The 18,844-nt window shown below is 66.3% G+C and carries 17 protein-coding genes and 2 tRNA genes; 12 read left to right on the forward strand and 7 right to left on the reverse strand.

The features are described from left to right. Nucleotides 1-81 precede the first annotated feature (81 nt). Entirely contained in the window at nucleotides 82-1,926 is a 1,845-nt protein-coding gene (ilvD, locus tag CJ177_RS05720) for a dihydroxy-acid dehydratase (RefSeq protein ID WP_005240376.1), read from the reverse strand. A gap of 52 nt (nucleotides 1,927-1,978) precedes the next feature. Beyond that, nucleotides 1,979-2,476 carry a PH domain-containing protein gene (locus tag CJ177_RS05725; RefSeq protein WP_025432331.1) on the reverse strand — a complete coding sequence of 166 codons (498 nt, stop codon included), beginning with the start codon at nucleotides 2,474-2,476 and terminating at the stop codon, nucleotides 1,979-1,981. A gap of 267 nt (nucleotides 2,477-2,743) precedes the next feature. Here CJ177_RS05725 and CJ177_RS05730 point away from each other — a divergent pair, with 267 nt between their 5' ends. The 5 genes from CJ177_RS05730 to CJ177_RS05750 all read left to right on the forward strand — a co-directional run bounded on the left by CJ177_RS05730 (nucleotide 2,744) and on the right by CJ177_RS05750 (nucleotide 9,139). Next, the gene (locus CJ177_RS05730) at nucleotides 2,744-4,687 is read left to right on the forward strand and encodes an acetolactate synthase large subunit (RefSeq protein WP_005240381.1); all 1,944 of its coding nucleotides are present in this window, start codon (nucleotides 2,744-2,746) and stop codon (nucleotides 4,685-4,687) included. Then, on the forward strand, nucleotides 4,684-5,187 hold the full coding sequence (ilvN, locus tag CJ177_RS05735; RefSeq protein WP_005240383.1) for an acetolactate synthase small subunit: 504 nt from the start codon (nucleotides 4,684-4,686) through the stop codon (nucleotides 5,185-5,187). Before CJ177_RS05730 ends, ilvN begins: the two co-directional genes overlap by 4 nt. 49 nt (nucleotides 5,188-5,236) lie before the next feature. After that, complete coding sequence (gene ilvC / locus CJ177_RS05740) at nucleotides 5,237-6,238, forward strand: ketol-acid reductoisomerase (RefSeq protein WP_061700158.1); 1,002 nt, start codon at nucleotides 5,237-5,239, stop codon at nucleotides 6,236-6,238. Nucleotides 6,239-6,461: 223 nt separating this feature from the next. Continuing rightward, nucleotides 6,462-8,057, forward strand: a complete 1,596-nt coding sequence (serA, locus tag CJ177_RS05745) for a phosphoglycerate dehydrogenase (protein WP_005240386.1) — start codon at nucleotides 6,462-6,464, stop codon at nucleotides 8,055-8,057. A 71-nt stretch (nucleotides 8,058-8,128) separates the two neighbouring features. After that, nucleotides 8,129-9,139: a 3-isopropylmalate dehydrogenase gene (locus CJ177_RS05750; protein WP_005240388.1), complete on the forward strand. Its 1,011-nt coding sequence runs from the start codon at nucleotides 8,129-8,131 to the stop codon at nucleotides 9,137-9,139. On the opposite strand, the gene CJ177_RS05755 is transcribed toward CJ177_RS05750, so the two are convergent. Further along, entirely contained in the window at nucleotides 9,136-10,380 is a 1,245-nt protein-coding gene (locus tag CJ177_RS05755) for an MFS transporter (protein ID WP_061041986.1), read from the reverse strand. The two genes, CJ177_RS05750 and CJ177_RS05755, sit on opposite strands and share 4 nt — an antisense overlap. Before the next feature lie 115 nt (nucleotides 10,381-10,495). Here CJ177_RS05755 and CJ177_RS05760 point away from each other — a divergent pair, with 115 nt between their 5' ends. The 4 genes from CJ177_RS05760 (at nucleotide 10,496) to CJ177_RS05775 (ending at nucleotide 13,181) form a co-directional block, all read left to right on the forward strand. After that, nucleotides 10,496-11,269, forward strand: coding sequence for a fumarylacetoacetate hydrolase family protein (locus tag CJ177_RS05760; RefSeq protein ID WP_005240391.1), 774 nt, complete (start codon nucleotides 10,496-10,498; stop codon nucleotides 11,267-11,269). 73 nt (nucleotides 11,270-11,342) lie between these two features. After that, a complete protein-coding gene (gltX, locus tag CJ177_RS05765) occupies nucleotides 11,343-12,818 on the forward strand; it encodes a glutamate--tRNA ligase (protein ID WP_061041987.1) in 1,476 nt (491 codons plus the stop codon). Between the two features lie 142 nt (nucleotides 12,819-12,960). Further along, nucleotides 12,961-13,032: transfer RNA gene (locus CJ177_RS05770), tRNA-Gln, on the forward strand. A gap of 76 nt (nucleotides 13,033-13,108) precedes the next feature. Beyond that, nucleotides 13,109-13,181: transfer RNA gene (locus tag CJ177_RS05775), tRNA-Glu, on the forward strand. Nucleotides 13,182-13,242: 61 nt separating this feature from the next. Here the strand turns inward: CJ177_RS05775 and CJ177_RS47270 are convergent. The 3 genes from CJ177_RS47270 to CJ177_RS05785 all read right to left on the reverse strand — a co-directional run bounded on the left by CJ177_RS47270 (nucleotide 13,243) and on the right by CJ177_RS05785 (nucleotide 14,751). After that, complete coding sequence (locus CJ177_RS47270) at nucleotides 13,243-13,410, reverse strand: DUF5302 domain-containing protein (RefSeq protein WP_005240394.1); 168 nt, start codon at nucleotides 13,408-13,410, stop codon at nucleotides 13,243-13,245. An 82-nt stretch (nucleotides 13,411-13,492) separates the two neighbouring features. Beyond that, complete coding sequence (locus tag CJ177_RS05780; protein ID WP_005240396.1) at nucleotides 13,493-14,011, reverse strand: pyridoxamine 5'-phosphate oxidase family protein; 519 nt, start codon at nucleotides 14,009-14,011, stop codon at nucleotides 13,493-13,495. 38 nt (nucleotides 14,012-14,049) lie between these two features. Then, nucleotides 14,050-14,751 carry an IclR family transcriptional regulator gene (locus CJ177_RS05785; protein WP_005240398.1) on the reverse strand — a complete coding sequence of 234 codons (702 nt, stop codon included), beginning with the start codon at nucleotides 14,749-14,751 and terminating at the stop codon, nucleotides 14,050-14,052. A 138-nt stretch (nucleotides 14,752-14,889) separates the two neighbouring features. On the opposite strand from CJ177_RS05785, the gene leuC reads away from it, so the two are divergent. From leuC to CJ177_RS05800, 3 genes are all read left to right on the forward strand, one after another. Continuing rightward, entirely contained in the window at nucleotides 14,890-16,311 is a 1,422-nt protein-coding gene (gene leuC, locus CJ177_RS05790; protein WP_025432333.1) for a 3-isopropylmalate dehydratase large subunit, read from the forward strand. Nucleotides 16,312-16,338: 27 nt separating this feature from the next. After that, a complete protein-coding gene (gene leuD, locus CJ177_RS05795; RefSeq protein WP_005240402.1) occupies nucleotides 16,339-16,947 on the forward strand; it encodes a 3-isopropylmalate dehydratase small subunit in 609 nt (202 codons plus the stop codon). 158 nt (nucleotides 16,948-17,105) lie between these two features. After that, nucleotides 17,106-17,801: an HU family DNA-binding protein gene (locus CJ177_RS05800; RefSeq protein ID WP_095867397.1), complete on the forward strand. Its 696-nt coding sequence runs from the start codon at nucleotides 17,106-17,108 to the stop codon at nucleotides 17,799-17,801. Nucleotides 17,802-17,905: 104 nt separating this feature from the next. On the opposite strand, the gene CJ177_RS05805 is transcribed toward CJ177_RS05800, so the two are convergent. Then, the gene (locus CJ177_RS05805; protein ID WP_005240406.1) at nucleotides 17,906-18,841 is read right to left on the reverse strand and encodes an NUDIX hydrolase; all 936 of its coding nucleotides are present in this window, start codon (nucleotides 18,839-18,841) and stop codon (nucleotides 17,906-17,908) included. Between the last annotated feature and the right edge of the window lie 3 nt (nucleotides 18,842-18,844).

Below are 18,844 nucleotides of genomic sequence, written 5' to 3' on the forward strand. Positions count from 1 at the left end.
GACGACGGAAGCCGGGTGCCGCGGCAGGAAGCTCCTGCTGCGGCACCCGGCTTCGTGTCCGTGTGCCCGGTGCGGGGTGCGTCAGGGGACCTGACGGACCGCGCCCTTGTCGGCGGACGTGGCCAGCGCGGCGTACGCGCGCAGGGCCGTGGTGACGGTGCGTTCGCGGTTCACCGGCTGCCACGGACGCTCGGACGACTCCATCTTCGCCCGGCGCTCGGCGAGCACCGCGTCGTCGACGAGGAGCTTCAGCGTGCGGGTCGCGATGTCGATGAGGATCTGGTCGCCGTCCTCCACCAGGCCGATGGCGCCGCCGCTGGCGGCCTCGGGGGAGATGTGGCCGATGGACAGTCCGGAGGAACCGCCGGAGAATCGGCCGTCGGTGATCAGCGCGCACTTCTTTCCGAGGCCGGAGCCCTTGAGGAATGCGGTGGGGTGCAGCATCTCCTGCATGCCCGGGCCGCCTGCGGGACCCTCGTAGCGCACGACGAGGACTTCACCGGGCTGGATCTTCTTGCCGAGGATCACCGACACCGCCTCCTCCTGCGACTCCACGACGCGCGCGGGTCCCTGGAAGTGGAACAGGTCTTCGTCGATGCCCGCCGTCTTGATGACCGCGCCGTCGACGGCGATGTTGCCGCGCAGCACGGCCAGGCCGCCCTCGACCGTGTGCTTGTGCTCGAAGTCGCGGATGCAGCCGTTGGCGGCGTCCGTGTCGAGCGACGACCAGCGGTTGTTCGTCGAGAACGGCTCGGTGGTGCGGACGCCGCCGGGCGCGGCGTGGAAGAGTTCGACGGCCTCGTCGGATGCCTTGCCGGACCGGATGTCCCACGTGTCGAGCCACTCGTCGAAGCTCTCGGTGTGCACGGTCGAGACGTCGCTCTCGAGCAGTCCGGCCCGGCGGAGTTCGCCGAGGATGGCGGGGATTCCGCCCGCCCGGTGCACGTCCTCCATGTGGTAGTCCGAGTTGGGCGAGACCTTCGACAGGCACGGCACCTTGCGGCTGATCTCGTCGATCTTGTCGAGGTCGAAGTCGTAGACCTCACCCTCCTGCGCGGCCGCGAGGGTGTGCAGCACCGTGTTGGTGGAACCGCCCATCGCGACGTCCAGCGCCATCGCGTTGCGGAACGCGGCAGGCGTCGCGATGTTGCGGGGGAGGACGGAGTCGTCCTCGTCCCGGTAGTACCGCAGCGCGGCTTCGACGACGGTGGTTCCCGCGCGGGTGAACAGCGCGCGACGGGCCTCGTGGGTGGCCAGCGTGGAACCGTTGCCCGGCAACGCCAGACCGAGCGCCTCGGTGAGGCAGTTCATGGAGTTCGCGGTGAACATCCCCGAGCACGACCCGCACGTCGGGCAGGCGCTGCGCTCGACCTCGGACAGTCCTTCCTCGTCGACCTCGTCGTTGGCGCTCGCCGAGATCGCCGTGATGAGGTCGGTCGGTGCCTGGGCGACACCGTTCACCACCACCGCCTTGCCGGCCTCCATCGGTCCGCCGGACACGAACACGGTGGGAACGTTCAAACGCAGTGCGGCATTGAGCATTCCCGGGGTGATCTTGTCGCAGTTGGAGATGCAGACGAGGGCGTCGGCGGTGTGCGCGTTGACCATGTACTCGACGGAGTCGGCGATGATCTCGCGGCTGGGAAGGGAATACAGCATGCCGCCGTGCCCCATCGCGATGCCGTCGTCGACAGCGATCGTGTGGAACTCACGAGGTACACCACCGGCGGCGCGGACGGCGTCGGCGACGATGTCGCCGACGTTCTTCAGGTGGACGTGCCCGGGAACGAACTGCGTGTACGAGTTCGCGATCGCGACGATCGGCTTCCCGAAGTCGGAGTCGGTCATTCCGGTGGCGCGCCACAGTGCGCGGGCGCCTGCGGCATTTCGTCCTGCGGTGGTGGTTCGGGACCTCAGCGGGGGCATGAGCGTATTCCTTAGTCAGCGTACGGAAGTACTGACAAACGCTACTCGCGCACTATTCCCCGTCTGTGTCCGGCCGGTTCTTCACCGGCTGCTCGCCATTCGATTCGGTGTCGGCGTGGTGGGCCGCCTCGTCCGCCGCGGCGGCTGCCGCGTAGGGGTCGGTGATGCGGCCGCCGCTCGCCTGGGCGATATCGGGAAGCCGGTCGAATGTGACGACGGGAAGGGTCACCTCGCCCCCGTCCGTCAGCGTGGCCCGGGCCCAGCCGCGCTTGGGGAAGCGGAATCCCGTGATCTCGGACCACGCCAGCGACCGGCCGCCGAACAGCCGGCGCACCTCGAGTCCGTCGGGCGTGACCGTGGTCCGCACCCGCGCGACCCAGGCCACCGCGACGATCGGGGCGATCACGAGCCAGCCGAAGGCGGCCGGCCAGCCGAAGATGGGGAACGACACGGCGAACAGGAGGAAGGCGCATCCCAGATAGGCCAGGGGAGAAATCCGGATGACCTGCTTGGGTGGGTTCGTCGTGTGGGATGATGATTCTGGTGGCACGGGCTGCTGCGGAGTTGACACCTCTACATCTTCGCACCGCAGCCGATGTATCTCATATTCTGGGACGGCCGACTCACCAAGTTGACTGTTCACTATTAGCGCGCCTACCGTCGAGCGCGTGAAACAGAATGAGTTGCTCGTAATCGGCCGGCGCGTCGTCGCCTGAGTCGATTCCTTCAACTCGCCAGATAACGACGCGCCACCCTCGTACAGCATCAGCTGACGGGGGTTTTTTGTTGCCCGGAGCCAGAATCAGAGGATTTCCCAGTGAGCGCACCAACCGCACGGCCTCAACCCACGCCGCGCAAGTCGGGGGCAGCAAGCCCGACGACCGCGGCCGCCGCGACTCAGACCGGTAGCCGCCGCCAACTCGCCCCCGAGCGGGTCAGCGGCGCCCAGTCCGTGGTCCGAGCCCTCGAGGAGCTCGAGGTCGACACGGTATTCGGCATTCCGGGTGGCGCCGTTCTCCCTGTCTACGACCCGCTCTTCGATTCGAAGAGGGTCCGGCACGTGCTCGTCCGTCACGAGCAGGGTGCAGGCCACGCCGCCACCGGGTACGCCCAGGCGACCGGCAAGGTCGGCGTCTGTATGGCGACGTCCGGTCCCGGTGCGACCAACCTCGTGACGCCGCTCGCCGACGCGCAGATGGACTCCGTTCCGGTCGTGGCCATCACCGGACAGGTCGGCCGCGCGCTCATCGGCACGGACGCGTTCCAGGAAGCCGACATCTCCGGCATCACGATGCCGATCACCAAGCACAACTTCCTCATCACCGACGGCGTCGACATCCCCCGGATCATCGCGGAGGCCTTCTACCTCGCCTCCAGCGGTCGTCCCGGCGCGGTGCTCGTCGACATCCCGAAGGACGTTCTCCAGGCCCAGACCACGTTCTCGTGGCCGCCGGAGATGCGGCTGCCCGGCTACCGTCCCGTCACCAAGCCGCACGGCAAGCAGGTCCGCGAGGCGGCCCGCCTGATCGCCGACGCGAAACACCCGGTGCTGTACGTCGGTGGCGGGGTCATCAAGTCGGAATCGTCTCCGGAACTGCTCGAACTGGCCGAGCTCACCGGCATTCCGGTGGTCACCACGCTGATGGCGCGCGGCGCGTTCCCGGACAGCCACACGCTGAACTGTGGCATGCCCGGCATGCACGGCACGGTCGCGGCAGTGGCGGCACTGCAGCGCAGCGACCTGCTGATCACGCTCGGCGCGCGTTTCGACGACCGGGTCACGGGTCAGCTCGATTCGTTCGCCCCCGACGCCAAGGTCATCCACGCCGACATCGACCCTGCGGAGATCGGCAAGAACCGGTACGCGGACGTCCCGATCGTGGGCGACTGCAAAGAGGTCATCGTCGAACTGATCGAGGCGATCAAGGCCGACCTGGCCACCGGAACCACGCTGGACCTCACCGAGTGGTGGGCGTACCTCGACGGCATCCGTCGCACGTACCCCCTCAGTTACGACCGTCCGTCCGACGGCGCGCTGTCCCCGGAGTACGTGATCCAGTCGGTCGGCAAGCTCGCCGGTCCCGACGCGATCTATTGCGCCGGCGTCGGCCAGCACCAGATGTGGGCCGCACAGTTCGTCAACTACGAGAAGCCGCGCACCTGGCTGAACTCCGGCGGTCTCGGCACGATGGGTTACGCCGTCCCCGCCGCGATGGGCGCCAAGATGGGCATGCCCGACACCGAGGTGTGGGCCATCGACGGTGACGGCTGCTTCCAGATGACCAATCAGGAACTCGCCACCTGCGCGCTCGAGGGCATCCCGATCAAGGTTGCGCTCATCAACAACGGAAACCTCGGCATGGTGCGCCAGTGGCAGACGCTGTTCTACGACGAGCGCTACTCCAACACCAATCTCGGCACGCACGGCGCGATCCGCATCCCCGACTTCGTCAAGCTGGCGGAGGCGTTGGGCTGCCACGGGATTCGCGTCGAGCGCGAAGAGGACGTCGAGGCGGCGATCCGTGAGGCGCAGGCCATCAACGACAAGCCCGTGGTGATCGACTTCATCGTCGGCGCCGACGCTCAGGTGTGGCCGATGGTCGCGGCGGGCACGAGCAACGACGAGATCATGGCGGCGCGGGGCATCCGTCCGCTGTTCGACGACGACGAGGCGGCCGCCGAGCCGGCCGTCATTCACGAGGCCATGGAGCGCGAGCAGCGTTCGGGCATGGCCGCAGCGGCCGGGGAGGAAGATCAGTGAGTACGAGCCACACCCTCAGTGTTCTCGTCGAGGACAAGCCGGGCGTGCTGGCCAGGGTGGCCGCGCTGTTCTCCCGTCGTGGGTTCAACATCGAGTCGCTCGCCGTCGGTGGCACCGAGCTTCCCGAGATCTCCCGCATGACCATCGTCGTGACCGTCGACGAGTTCCCGCTCGAGCAGGTGACCAAGCAGCTCAACAAGCTCATCAACGTCATCAAGATCGTCGAGCAGGACGGTGAGGCCTCCGTCGCCCGTGAGCTGGTGCTCATCAAGGTGCGAGCCGACGCCAGCGTGCGCACGCAGGTGATCGAGACGGTGAATCTGTTCCGCGCCAAGGTGATCGACGTCTCCCCGGAGTCGGTCACGATCGAGGCGACTGGAACGCGATCCAAGCTGGATGCGCTGCTGCGGATGCTCGATCCGTACGGTATCCGGGAGATCGTGCAGTCCGGGGTCGTGGCCGTGGGACGGGGGCCGAAGTCCATCACGGCCACTCGCTAGTACTTTAGATACGCAAATCCAAGAAAGAGGTTGAACTGTGGCAGTCGAGATGTTCTACGACGACGATGCCGATCTGTCGATCATCCAGGGCCGTAAGGTCGCTGTGATCGGTTACGGAAGCCAGGGCCACGCGCACTCGCTGAGCCTGCGCGACTCGGGCGTCGATGTGCGTATCGGCCTCAAGGAGGGCTCGAAGTCCCGCGCGAAGGCCGAGGAGCAGGGCCTGACCGTCGGTACCCCCGCCGAGGTCTCCGAGTGGGCCGACGTGATCATGGTGCTGGCACCCGACACCGCGCAGGCGTCGATCTTCACCAATGACATCGAGCCGAACCTGAAGGACGGCGACGCGCTGTTCTTCGGACACGGCCTCAACATCCACTTCGACCTGATCAAGGCTCCGGAGTTCGTCACCGTCGGCATGGTCGCCCCCAAGGGCCCCGGCCACCTGGTGCGTCGTCAGTTCGTCGACGGCAAGGGTGTTCCCGCGCTCATCGCGATCGACCAGGACCCGAAGGGTGAGGGCCAGGCCCTCGCACTGTCCTACGCCAAGGGCATCGGCGGCACCCGCGCCGGCGTCATCAAGACCACGTTCAAGGAAGAGACCGAGACGGACCTCTTCGGCGAGCAGGCCGTGCTCTGCGGCGGCACCGAGGAACTGGTCAAGACCGGTTTCGAGGTCATGGTCGAGGCCGGCTACGCGCCCGAGATGGCGTACTTCGAGGTGCTGCACGAGCTCAAGCTCATCGTCGACCTCATGTACGAGGGTGGCATCGCCCGCATGAACTACTCGGTGTCCGACACCGCGGAGTTCGGTGGCTACCTCTCCGGCCCGCGCGTCATCGACGCCGGCACCAAGGAGCGCATGAAGGCGATCCTGGCCGACATCCAGTCGGGTGAGTTCACCCGCCGCCTCGTCGCCAACGTCGAGAACGGCAACACCGAGCTCGAGGGCCTGCGCAAGGCCAACGCCGAGCACCCGATCGAGGTCACCGGCAAGAAGCTGCGCGACCTGATGAGCTGGGTCGACCGCCCGATCACCGAAACCGCCTAGGTTTCACTGCTTTACAGTTCCACCAACCGCCGGCCCGATGTCGCATCGGTCTCGTCAGAGGCCCCCGATGTGACATCGGGCCGGTGTTGTTTCGTGTCCGATTCCGTTGTTGCAGGCGTCCACTATGTGGTATCGCAGACCAGGATGCGGTTTCCCTGTGAGGGCGGACTAAGCTGTGTGTGGTTAAAACACCCCCACACCCACCTACTCAGGGAGTTTGCACGTGAGCCAGCCAGGCCGTCCTGTAGTTCTGATCGCCGACAAGCTCGCGCCGTCCACCGTCGAGGCATTGGGCGACGGTGTGGAGGTGCGATGGGTCGACGGACCTGATCGACCGGCCCTGCTCGCGGCGGTGCCCGAGGCCGACGCGATCCTCGTCCGTTCCGCCACCACCGTGGACGCCGAGGTCCTGGCGGCCGGTACCAAGCTCAAGATCGTCGCCCGCGCCGGCGTCGGCCTCGACAACGTCGACGTGCCCGCCGCCACCGAGCGCGGTGTCATGGTCGTCAACGCCCCGACGTCCAACATCCACACGGCCGCTGAGCACGCCGTCGCGCTGATGCTCGCCACCGCCCGCCAGATCCCCGCTGCCGATGCCACCCTGCGCGACCGCGAATGGAAGCGCAGCAAGTTCAACGGTGTCGAGATCTTCGGCAAGACCGTCGGTGTCGTCGGCCTCGGCCGGATCGGCCAGCTGTTCGCGCAGCGTCTCGCCGCGTTCGAGACGCACGTCATCGCGTACGACCCCTACGTGTCGGCCGCCCGTGCCGCGCAGCTCGGCATCGAGCTCGTCACCCTCGACGAACTGCTCGAGCGCGCCGACCTCATCTCCGTGCACCTCCCCAAGACTCCCGAGACCAAGGGACTGCTCGGCACGGAGAACCTGGCGAAGACCAAGAAGGGCGTCGTCATCGTCAACGCTGCCCGAGGCGGTCTGATCGACGAGGCCGCGTTGGCCGAGGCCATCAAGTCGGGTCACGTGCGCGCCGCGGGCCTCGACGTGTTCGAGACCGAGCCCTGCACCGACAGCCCGTTGTTCGACCTGCCCGAGGTCGTCGTGACTCCGCACCTCGGTGCGTCCACGAGCGAGGCGCAGGACCGCGCCGGAACCGACGTCGCGAAGTCTGTACTGCTCGCTCTCGCAGGCGATTTCGTTCCCGACGCCGTCAACGTGTCCGGTGGCGCCGTGGGCGAGGAAGTTGCCCCGTGGCTCGAGATCGTCCGCAAGCAGGGTGTGCTCATCGGCGCCCTGTCGGGTGAACTGCCCGTCAACCTCTCCGTCGACGTGCGCGGTGAGCTCGCCTCCGAGGACGTCGAGGTGCTCGCGCTCTCGGCTCTGCGTGGTGTGTTCTCCGCCGTCATCGAGGACGCGGTCACGTTCGTCAACGCTCCCGCACTCGCGGAAGAGCGCGGCGTCACGGCCGAGGTCACCAAGGCCGCCGAGAGCCCCAACCACCGCAGCGTGGTGGACCTGCGCGCCGTGTTCGGCGACGGCAGTGTCATCAACGTCTCGGGCACGCTGACCGGCCCGCAGCAGGTCGAGAAGATCGTCAACATCAACGGCCGCAACTTCGAACTGCGCGCCGAGGGTCTCAACCTGGTGGTCAACTACACCGATCAGCCCGGCGCGCTGGGCAAGATCGGCACGCAGCTCGGCAACGCCGGCATCGACATCCAGGCTGCGCAGCTCAGCCAGGACGCCGAGGGCGAGGGTGCGACCATCCTCCTCCGCGTCGACCGGGAGGTGCCGAGCGAGGTGCGGGACGCGATCTCCACCGCCGTCGGTGCCACCAAGATCGAGCTCGTCAACCTGGCCTAATCCCCACTGTGCGCGTGTCACGACCCCCGTTGTCGTGGCACGCGCACAGCTCTATGTGAAGTGAGGCGTTCATGAAGCTTGCGGTCATTCCGGGTGACGGCATCGGTGTCGAGGTCACGGCCGAGGCGCTGAAGGTGCTGCGGAAGCTCGTACCCGATCTCGAGACCACCGAGTACGACCTCGGTGCCCGTCGATACAACGCCACCGGGGAGCTCCTCCCGGACGCCGATCTCGCGGCTATCCGCGAGCACGACGCGATCCTGCTGGGCGCCATCGGCGACCCGTCGGTGACGCCGGGTGTGCTCGAGCGGGGTCTGCTGCTGAACATGCGATTCGCGTTGGATCATCACGTGAATCTGCGTCCCTCGCAGCTCTATCCGGGATCGAAGTCGCCGCTCGCGGCGCAGCCGGACATCGATTTCGTGGTCGTGCGCGAGGGCACCGAGGGTCCGTACACCGGCAACGGTGGCGCGATCCGCGTCGGCACCCCGCACGAGATCGCGACCGAGGTGTCGATCAACACGTGGTTCGGTGCCGAGCGGGTGGTGCGTTACGCGTTCGCGCTCGCGCAGACCCGGCGTAAGCACGTCACCCTGATCCACAAGACGAACGTCCTCTCCAACGCCGGTGCGATCTGGACGCGTGCCGTGGAGACGGTGTCGGCCGAATACCCGGACGTGGAGACGGCGTACTGCCACATCGACGCGGCCACCATCTACATGGTCACCGATCCGTCACGCTTCGACGTGATCGTCACGGACAACCTGTTCGGCGACATCATCACCGACCTCGCGGGTGCGGTCACGGGAGGCATCGGACTGGCGGCGTCGGGGAACATCGACGCGTCGGGGACCAACCCGTCGATGTTCGAGCCGGTGCACGGCAGCGCCCCGGACATCGCCGGCCAGGGGATCGCGGATCCCACGGCGGCCATCCTGTCCGCGGCGCTGCTGCTGCGTCACCTCGGCCGGGACGGCGATGCCGCGCGCATCGAAGCTGCCGTCGAGGCCGATCTGGCGTCCCGCGGTGACTCGAAGGTCGTCACGTCGGAGGTCGGCGACCGGATCGCCGCCGCCCTCTAGGACCGCGATTCGATCTTGTCTCCCTCGATCCCCGTGGCCCGGTCTTCGGACCGGGCCACGGGGATCAGTGGTATCGAGGCGGCCGGAAATCCCGCAGCTATGGCGAAAGTCACCGGGAAGCCGACGATTCCGATCAGTGCGCCGAACACCGGGGGAACGATCGAGGCCGCGACGAACTGACCGGTGTTCTGGACGCCGAGCGCGCGCCCGCCCCAGAACGGACCCGCGATCTCGGCGACGGCGGTGAAGGCGAGGCCGTTCGGTGCCACGGTCGCGACGGACGCCGTCAGCAGCGCCGCGATCGCCAGCGGCGAGTCCAGCGCATCCGTCACGGCGAGCGCCGCCATCGACACTCCGCCTGCGACGGCGACCCAGCGAAGCGGACGCATGCGACTGCCCACCACGTCGGACCAGAAACCGACTCCCATCCGGCCGAACGCGCCGAGGATCTGGGCGACTGTCACGATCAGGCCTGCCGCCGTTGCTTCCCAATGTCTTTCGGAGATCAACCACACGAGCGCGTACGTCCATACCGTGTACTGGGGCACGACGAGCAGCACCGAGACGGCGTGGATGCGCCACAGTGTTCCGCTGTCGCGATACGGATTCGCGAGCATGCCGAGATCCTCCGCGGCGCTTCGGCTCGGCCGGGGCGGATCGACCACCCAGAGTGCACAGGCCAGCGCGGCAGTCGCGCACAGGGCAGCGGGCAGCGCGAGCGCCCATCCGATGCCGTGGTCGTGTGCGACCGAGGGGAGCGTCAGCGCAGCGCAGGCAATGCCCAGCGGCAGCGACATCTGCCGGATACCCATCGCCAGTCCGCGGCGCTCGGGCGGGAACCATCCGACGACGACGCGCCCGCTCGCGGCGTTCGCCGAGGCCGCCGCCATGCCGCCGAGCAGCAGGAAGGCTGCGGTGGCCGTGAGCGATCCGGACAGGGCCGCGCCGATTCCCGCGGCCGCTGTGGCCGCCATTCCGGCGGCCAGCACTCGGCGTTCGCCGTAGCGGTCGGCCAGGGCGCCCCACGCGATCAGCGTCAGCATGACTCCGAGGGTGGGTGCGGCGACGAGGAGTCCGGTGCGGGCGAGGCTGAGCCCGTGGTTCTCCTGGAGTTCGGGGATCAGGAAGGCGACGCCGTTGACGAAGACCGCCTGTGCGGCCTGGGCGAACATCCCGAGGGCGAGCATCCACCATCTGCGGGCAGTTCCGACGGCGGACGGCGTGTCGATCGATGCAGTCATGTCATCTCAATATCTAGGATTGAAGTCTCATATATTGGGGAACATGCGGAGTCTATACCTCGCGTCCCCCGGCGTCCCGGTACGGCGGTGAACCGGGGCCGATAGACTCGGCGCCATGCGTCTTGGTCGAGTGGCAAGTCCCGATGGTGTTGCGTTCGTCAGTATCGAGGGGGACGAGGAGTCCCGGATCGCGAAGGAGATCGCCGAGCACCCCTTCGGCACCCCCACTTTCACCGGCCGGAGCTGGCCGCTCGCCGATGTGCGACTGCTGGCCCCGATCCTCGCGAGCAAGGTCGTCGCGATCGGAAAGAACTACGCCGCCCACGCCGCCGAGATGGGGGGAGAGGCGCCTGCCGATCCTGTGATCTTCCTCAAGCCCAACACCTCGATCGTGGGCCCCGACGCCGCAATCGTCCTGCCGAAGTCCTCCAATGAAGTTCATTACGAAGGAGAACTCGCGGTCGTCATCGGCCGCCCCTGCAAGGACGTGCCCGCTGCCAAGGCTCTCGACGTGGTGCTCGGGTACACGGCCGCCAACGACGTGTCGGCCCGCGACCACCAGCGCCACGACGGGCAGTGGACGCGGGCGAAGGGCCACGACACGTTCTGTCCACTGGGACCGTGGATCGAGACCCGGCTCGACGCCTCCGACGTCGACATCACCACCGAGGTGGACGGAGTGGTGAAGCAGCGGAGCAACACTTCGCTTCTGCTGCACGACATTCCGAAGATCATAGAATGGGTGTCGGCTGTCATGACGCTGCTCCCGGGCGACGTCATCCTCACGGGCACCCCCGAAGGCGTCGGTCCGATCGTCGACGGCCAGAGCGTGAGCGTGACCATCGGTGGCATCGGCACCCTCACCAACCCGGTGACTGCCAAGCGCTGACGGCTCTCGTGTCGAAATCGGGAGCGGACTAGCCTGTAGGAGTCCGTTTTCCCAGCGTCGACCCAAGTGAGCCATGACCACAAGCGAAGTTCGCGTCCGTTTCTGCCCGTCGCCCACCGGAACCCCGCACGTGGGGCTCGTCCGAACCGCCCTGTTCAACTGGGCGTTCGCCCGACACAACGGTGGGTCGTTCGTGTTCCGCATCGAGGACACCGATGCTGCCCGTGACAGCGAGGAGTCGTACCAGGCGATCCTGGACGCGCTGCGCTGGCTCGGATTGAACTGGGACGAGGGCCCGGAGGTCGGGGGACCGTACGAGCCCTACCGTCAGTCCCAGCGACGGGACCTGCATCTGGACGTCGTCGCGAAGTTGCTCGCGGCGGGCGAGGCGTACGAGTCGTTCTCGACACCCGAGGAGGTCGAGGAGCGGCACAAGGCGGCCGGCCGCGATCCCAAGCTCGGCTACGACAACTTCGATCGTGATCTGACACCGGAGCAGCGGCAGGCGTTCCTCGACGAGGGCCGCAAACCCGTGGTCCGCCTCCGGATGCCGGACCACGACCTGACGTGGGACGACCTCGTGCGCGGCGAGACGACGTTCAAGGCCGGAACCGTTCCCGACTTCGCCCTCACCCGCGGCAACGGGATTCCGCTGTACACGTTGGTCAACCCCGTCGACGACGCGTTGATGAAGATCACACACGTCCTGCGCGGCGAGGACCTGCTGTCGTCGACGCCGCGGCAGCTCGCCCTCTACGAGGCAATGCAGCGGATCGGCGTGGCCGAGTTCACTCCGAAGTTCGGGCATCTGCCGTTCGTCATGGGACAGGGCAACAAGAAACTGTCCAAGCGCGACCCCGAGTCGAATCTCTTCATCCATCGCGATCGCGGTTTCGTCCCCGAGGGACTGTTGAATTACCTGGCGCTGCTGGGCTGGGGTATTTCCGACGACCACGACGTGTTCTCGCTGGACGAGATGGTCGCCGCCTTCGATATCTCCAAGGTCAATTCCAATCCGGCCCGGTTCGACCAGAAAAAGGCCGACGCGATCAACGCCGAGCACATCCGGCTGCTCGAGCCCGCTGATTTCGCGGCGCGCCTGCGCGCGTTCCTGACGCTCCACGGCCATCTCGGGGAGACCGTGGACGAGTCCGTCTTCGCGACCGCTGCCGAACTGGTTCAGACGCGCATCGTTGTCCTGTCCGACGCCTGGGACCTGCTGAAGTTCCTGTTCGTCGACGAGGCCGACTTCGCGATCGATCCTGCCGCCGCTGCCAAGAACCTGGGCGCCGACTCCGCACCCGTTCTGGACGCCGCCCTCGCGTCGCTGGACGCAGTCGAGGCGTGGGATGCGGCCTCACTGGAAGAGGCCCTCAAGACCGCTCTCGTGGACGAACTGGGCCTCAAGCCACGTAAGGCGTTCGCTCCGGTGCGGGTGGCCGTCACGGGCTCGCACATCAGCCCGCCGCTCTACGAATCGATGGAACTGCTCGGACGCGACGTTTCGCTGTCCCGGCTGCGCTCTGCGCGGGCCGGCATCGCCGGCTAGAACGCCGCTCTCGGGCCGAAAAGGGTGCAAAAATAGCCTCTGACCATACGATTTGGTAAATCCCGGCAGTAGGCTGGTAATCTCTTCTTCGGCCCGAGGCGGGCCGCAGAGCCCAGAAGCTCAGCGGTTCGAGAACGGCCATTGGGGTATGGTGTAATTGGCAACACAGCGGTTTCTGGTACCGCCATTCTAGGTTCGAGTCCTGGTACCCCAGCGGAAGTTCGGCCAATTTTGACTCCGAACTTCTGGAAGCTATGCTTGCTGAGCTTCCAAAGCAAGACAAAGTTCCTGGCCCCGTCGTCTAGCGGCCTAGGACGCCGCCCTCTCAAGGCGGTAGCGCGGGTTCGAATCCCGTCGGGGCTACAAAAAGAAACACCCTCCAAGAAATTGGAGGGTGTTTCTCTTTATTCGGACGATGTGTCGTTTATCCGGTCTTGCGGCGGAATTCGCGTTTGTGGTCGGCAGGGCCGTGGGCCTCGTGCGCCTTGGAATGTCCGTCCTTGTGATCGGTGGACAGCCCGGCCTGATGATTCTTCCGCTCGAGTGCTTCGCGGAATTTCTTTTTCGTGTCCTCGTTACTGGCGTCAGTCATGGTGAACTCCCTCGGGTAGTCGGTTCACTCTGTGAAGCTACGCCGAGGGCACCGAGAATGCTCCCGTTTTTCCGGCCCGGGATCAGGCGCGGCGGTCGGCCGTCTCCAGGTACGCGGCCGTGGTCCCGCCCACCGGCATCGCGGGCATGCCGAGCTTGGCGTGATCCCAGCTCCTGATGCGCTCGGGAACGATCCGCACGACCACCCGCTTGTACAGCAGCTGATCGATGGCGGGACGCAGATCGTCGGTGTAGGGCCCGGTGTAGCGTTCCCACACGCTGACCCCGACCGCGAACATCGCGTCCGGGTCCTCCACGATCTCCGCCCGGCCCTCGATGGAAATTCCGCGCAGGGTGTCGTACGTCTGGCCGTCCTCGATCAGGACGGTGACCCGATCGTCACGGCGCAGGTTGACCGCCTTCTGCGATTTCGACTTCGTCTCGAACCAGATCTCGCCGTCGATCACGGCGTACCACATGGCGACCAGATGAGGTCTGCCGTCCGCTGCCACCGTTGCGAGCGTGGCGATCCGGCTCCGATCTACGAATTCGGCGATCTCCGAATCCGTCATCGTGATCTGCGATCGTTGGTTCTTCCCCATCGGCTTCTCCTGTCGCGGTGAACGTCGGTCGTGAGTGGTCAGAGTCTCTTGTGCAACGCCTCCGCGGCGGCGAGCAGGTCGGCCGCCCACCGGGCCCCGGGGCGCCTGCCCATTCTGTCGATGGGTCCGGACACCGAAATCGCTGCGATGACAGCGCCGCCGGCATCCCGCACGGGTGCGGCGACACTGGCGACACCGGGTTCCCGCTCGGCGGCACTCTGTGCCCAGCCACGTCTGCGGACTTCGAGCAGCACGCGTTCGCCGAACGCCGCGTCGGGGAGAATCGCGCGCTGAGTCTGTGGGTCGGCCCAGGCGAGAAGGACCTTGGCGCCCGAGCCGGCGCTCATCGGCAGTCGTGCCCCGACGAGAACGGTGTCGCGGAGGCCCGTGGGCGGCTCCATCGCCGCCACACAGATGCGCTGCGTGCCTTCCCTGCGGTACAGCTGCACGCTCTCACCGGTGATCTCGCGCAGTCGCGGAAGGACGAGCGCCGCCGCCGAGACGAGCGGATCGTTAGCCGTTGCAGCGAGTTCGGCGAGGCCGGGACCGGGGCACCACAGCCCGTCGGAGTCGCGGGTCAGGAGGCGGTGGACCTCGAGCCCGACGGCCAGCCGGTGGGCGGTGGCGCGGGGGAGTCCGGTGCGCGAGCACAGTTCGGTGAGGCTGCAGGGCTTCTCGGCCACGGCATGCAGCACGCCCACCGCTTTGTCAAGGACCCCGATGCCGCTATGCTGTCTCATAGGTCGATACCACTTTCTCGCATACTGGGATCATAGCGCACCTTCGCCTCACGTCGAGTGCGTGTCCGGGAAGAGGGTAACGACATCAAGCGCACGGCGGACCGGCCCGATGCCCGCGGTGCGAGAAGACACACAGAGGTGGAGAAGATGGCGGAGAAAGCACGCACCCTGGCAGAGAAGGTGTGGGAAGACCACGTCGTGGTCCGGGGTGAGGGAGACAACCCCGACCTCATCTACATCGACCTGCATCTCGTTCACGAAGTGACGAGTCCGCAGGCATTCGACGGACTCCGGCTGGCGGGGCGCCCACTGCGCCGGCCCGACCTGACGATCGCCACCGAGGACCACAACGTCCCCACCGTCGACATCGACAAGCCGATCGCAGACCCCGTGTCCAAGACTCAGGTGGACACGCTGCGGCGCAACTGTGAGGAATTCGGTGTCCGGCTGCACCCGATGGGAAACATCGATCAGGGCATCGTCCACGTCGTCGGACCCCAGCTCGGTCTCACCCAGCCCGGCATGACCGTGGTGTGCGGTGACAGCCACACGTCCACCCACGGCGCGTTCGGCGCGCTCGCGATGGGTATCGGCACCAGTGAGGTCGAACACGTCATGGCGACGCAGACGTTGTCGTTGCGTCCTTTCCGGACGATGGCGATCACCGTCGACGGCGAATTGCCCGAAGGCGTGACGAGTAAAGATCTCATTTTGGCTGTCATTGCGAAGATCGGAACGGGTGGAGGCCAGGGCTACGTCCTGGAGTACCGCGGCGAAGCGATCCGGAAGATGTCGATGGAAGCGCGGATGACCGTCTGCAACATGTCCATCGAGGCGGGTGCGCGAGCAGGCATGATCGCCCCCGACGAGATCACCTACGAGTTCATCAAGGGACGACCCCACGCGCCGAAGGGTGCCGACTGGGACGCCGCGGTGGAGGCCTGGGAGCAGTTGAAGACCGACGAGGGCGCGGTTTTCGACAACGAGGTCCACATCGACGCGAGCTCGCTGACGCCGTTCGTGACCTGGGGCACCAACCCGGGGCAGGGCCTGCCGCTCGGCGAGGCCGTGCCGAATCCGGCCGAGATCGTGGACGAGAGCGAGCGTCACGCCGCGGAGAAGGCGTTGACCTACATGGGTCTCGAAGCCGGAACTCCCTTGCGTGAGGTGGCGATCGACACAGTTTTCGTGGGTTCGTGCACCAACGGCCGGATCGAGGATCTGAGGGCCGTGGCCGACGTGTTGCGCGGCCGCCACGTCGCCGACGGGGTCCGGATGCTGATCGTGCCGGGCTCGATGCGCGTTCGCGCGCAGGCCGAAAAGGAGGGTCTCGGCGAGATCTTCACCGCCGCGGGCGCCGAATGGCGGCAGGCGGGGTGCTCGATGTGCCTCGGGATGAACCCGGACCAGCTCGCGCCCGGCGAGCGTTCGGCGTCCACGTCCAACCGCAATTTCGAAGGCCGTCAAGGCAAGGGCGGCCGGACTCACCTGGTTTCGCCGCTGGTCGCCGCCGCGACCGCAGTCCGGGGAACACTGTCCGCGCCGACAGATCTGGCCTAGGACCCAAGGAATTTAGGAGATTTTTCGATGGAATCCTTTAGCACACACAAAGGTATCGGCGTTCCGCTGCGGCGATCCAACGTGGACACGGACCAGATCATTCCGGCGGTCTACCTGAAACGAGTGACCCGCACCGGTTTCGAGGACGGTCTGTTCGCCGCGTGGCGAAACGATCCGAACTTCGTTCTGAACGTCGCCCCGTACGACAAGGGCAGCGTTCTGGTGGCCGGGCCCGATTTCGGCACGGGCTCCTCCCGGGAGCACGCCGTGTGGGCGCTATCCGACTTCGGATTTCGGGTCGTGATCGCGTCTCGCTTCGCGGACATCTTCCGAGGCAACGCCGGCAAGGCCGGTCTGCTGGCCGCTCAGGTGGCCCAGTCGGACGTCGAACTGCTCTGGAAGTTGCTCGACGAGCAGCCCGGTCTCGAATTGATTGTCGACCTCGAGAACAAGACTGTGACGGCCGGAACCACCGTGGTGCCCTTTGCGATTGATGACTACACGCGGTGGCGTCTGATCGAGGGTCTGGACGACATCGGATTGACATTACGGCAGGTAGAAGCCATTTCCGAGTTCGAAAAGTCAAGGCCTTCTTGGAAACCTGCGACTCTTCCGGAGCCCACTCCGGCCGACTGAAAGTTGGAATCGGAGCCCTGTCTGCCAGATAATAAGTTCCTGAGAATGGTGCCGCGTTGTATGAGAATTGGCGTGGCACATAGACTCCTGCGGTATTCAGGTTTACCGTAGTTCGTAGTCGGTCCGATGATGGACCATTAGTTCGCGGAGGAATTTCAATGAATAAGGCAGAGCTCATCGATGTTCTGACCGAGAAACTGGGCACGGACAGGCGCACGGCAACGGAAGCTGTCGAGCATGTCGTGGACACGATCGTCCGGGCAGTGCACCGCGGCGACAGCGTGACCATCACCGGTTTCGGTGTCTTCGAGCAGCGTCGTCGCGCGGCACGTGTCGCACGTAACCCGCGCACGGGTGAGACCGTCAAGGTCAAGCCGACGTCGGTGCCGGCGTTCCGCCCGGGCGCTCAGTTCAAGGCGGTTATCGCTGGCGGCCAGAAGCTTCCGGCCACCGGTCCGGCAGTCAAGCGCGGTGCAGCGGCACCCGCCACCAAGGCCGCCGCCAAGAAGGCTGCTGCCAAGAAGACGGCTGCCAAGAAGACCGCAGCCAAGAAGGTGGCTCCGGCCAAGACCGTGGCTGCCAAGAAGACCGCGGCCAAGAAGGCTCCGGCCAAGACCACGGCTGCAAAGAAGACCGTGGCGAAGAAGGTGGCTCCGGCCAAGACCGTGGCTGCCAAGAAGACTGCGGCCAAGAAGGCTCCGGCCAAGACCACGGCTGCAAAGAAGACCGTGGCGAAGAAGGTGGCTCCGGCCAAGACCGTGGCCGCCAAGAAGACCGCGGCCAAGAAGGCTCCGGCCAAGACTGCCGCCAAGAAGACCGCAGCAAAGAAGGCTCCCGCGAAGCGCGCCAAGTAATACAGCGCACACAGGACTGCCCGAACACAGACAGGCGCCGAACCCTGGGGGTTGGCGCCTGTCTGTGTTCTCCTGGTGTCCCGGTGAACTCCGGCCGGCGGGTCTCAGTCCTTCCGGGTGGGAGGCAGCGGACTGTCGATATGGTCGGCGGCGATGAGTTTGCCACCGGACAGCGAGAGCACCCAGGTGCTCGCCTTTCGGTTCCGCGCCGGGGGAAGCGCGATGCCGTCGATCTCCGCCCACCAGTCGAGCAGATCGGGAATGACGCCACCCTGACTGCAGATCACCTGAACTCCGCCGAGAGCGGCGATCTTGCGGACCCGTGTGCGAGTGGCCACCGGGTCGGCGGTGTAACTCTCCTCGGACAGCAGCGGATCCAACCGGACGGTCGTGTCCAACGCGCGTGCCAGCGGCTCGACCGTCTGTGTGCACCGCGTCCGGTCGGCCGACGTGATGTCCGTGGCTCCGAACGCCTCGAGCTGCGCGACGAGCGCTTCGGCCTGGAGTTGGCCGTTCGCATCCAGGGGCCGGGTGGTGTCGTCACCCTTGTACCGTTTCCGGCTTCCAGCCTTGGCGTGCCGGACCAGTAGCACGGTCGCGGTGTCGGGTGGCTGAGCCGTGAATCGACGGAGCATCTTGCGATCCATGGGATACGACAGCTGATCGGCGACCTCGGATACGGGAAGCCACCGCATTTCGTCCACTTCGCTGTTGGAGACGAATTCGCCGGCGCGGGCTTCTGCAGCCCAGTATTCGACTCGTTTCAATCGGCGGTGGCCCGGAATCGGATACGTCAACGCGCCGAGATGCCGGCCGAGACGCCCGCGAATTCCCGTCTCTTCTTCCACCTCACGCAGTGCGGCCACCACGGCGGTCTCGCCGGGGTCGAGCTTTCCCTTGGGAAATGACCAGTCCTCGTATTTGGGCCGGTGAATGAGCGCGATCTCGATCTCGTCGGGATTGCCGGGAGATTTTCGCCACAGCACGGCGCCCGCGGCGAAGATATTGGCTTTGACCGGTTTGCCGGGTGAACTGCTCACCGA

Source organism: Rhodococcus sp. ACPA1 (genome assembly GCF_002300195.1).
In the GTDB taxonomy this organism is placed as follows: Bacteria; Actinomycetota; Actinomycetes; order Mycobacteriales; family Mycobacteriaceae; genus Rhodococcus_F; species Rhodococcus_F opacus.

What these genes read in the sequence shown, in the direction of transcription:
- ilvD (WP_005240376.1), bottom strand. Translation starts at nt 1,926, where the DNA reads ATGCCCCCGCTGAGGTCCCGAACCACCACCGCAGGACGAAATGCCGCA.
- CJ177_RS05785 (WP_005240398.1), bottom strand. Translation starts at nt 14,751, where the DNA reads ATGAGACAGCATAGCGGCATCGGGGTCCTTGACAAAGCGGTGGGCGTG.
- CJ177_RS05750 (WP_005240388.1), top strand. Translation starts at nt 8,129, where the DNA reads ATGAAGCTTGCGGTCATTCCGGGTGACGGCATCGGTGTCGAGGTCACG.
- gltX (WP_061041987.1), top strand. Translation starts at nt 11,343, where the DNA reads ATGACCACAAGCGAAGTTCGCGTCCGTTTCTGCCCGTCGCCCACCGGA.
- ilvC (WP_061700158.1), top strand. Translation starts at nt 5,237, where the DNA reads ATGTTCTACGACGACGATGCCGATCTGTCGATCATCCAGGGCCGTAAG.
- CJ177_RS05800 (WP_095867397.1), top strand. Translation starts at nt 17,106, where the DNA reads ATGAATAAGGCAGAGCTCATCGATGTTCTGACCGAGAAACTGGGCACG.
- CJ177_RS05780 (WP_005240396.1), bottom strand. Translation starts at nt 14,011, where the DNA reads ATGGGGAAGAACCAACGATCGCAGATCACGATGACGGATTCGGAGATC.
- CJ177_RS05755 (WP_061041986.1), bottom strand. Translation starts at nt 10,380, where the DNA reads ATGACTGCATCGATCGACACGCCGTCCGCCGTCGGAACTGCCCGCAGA.
- CJ177_RS05760 (WP_005240391.1), top strand. Translation starts at nt 10,496, where the DNA reads ATGCGTCTTGGTCGAGTGGCAAGTCCCGATGGTGTTGCGTTCGTCAGT.
- CJ177_RS47270 (WP_005240394.1), bottom strand. Translation starts at nt 13,410, where the DNA reads ATGACTGACGCCAGTAACGAGGACACGAAAAAGAAATTCCGCGAAGCA.
- leuD (WP_005240402.1), top strand. Translation starts at nt 16,339, where the DNA reads ATGGAATCCTTTAGCACACACAAAGGTATCGGCGTTCCGCTGCGGCGA.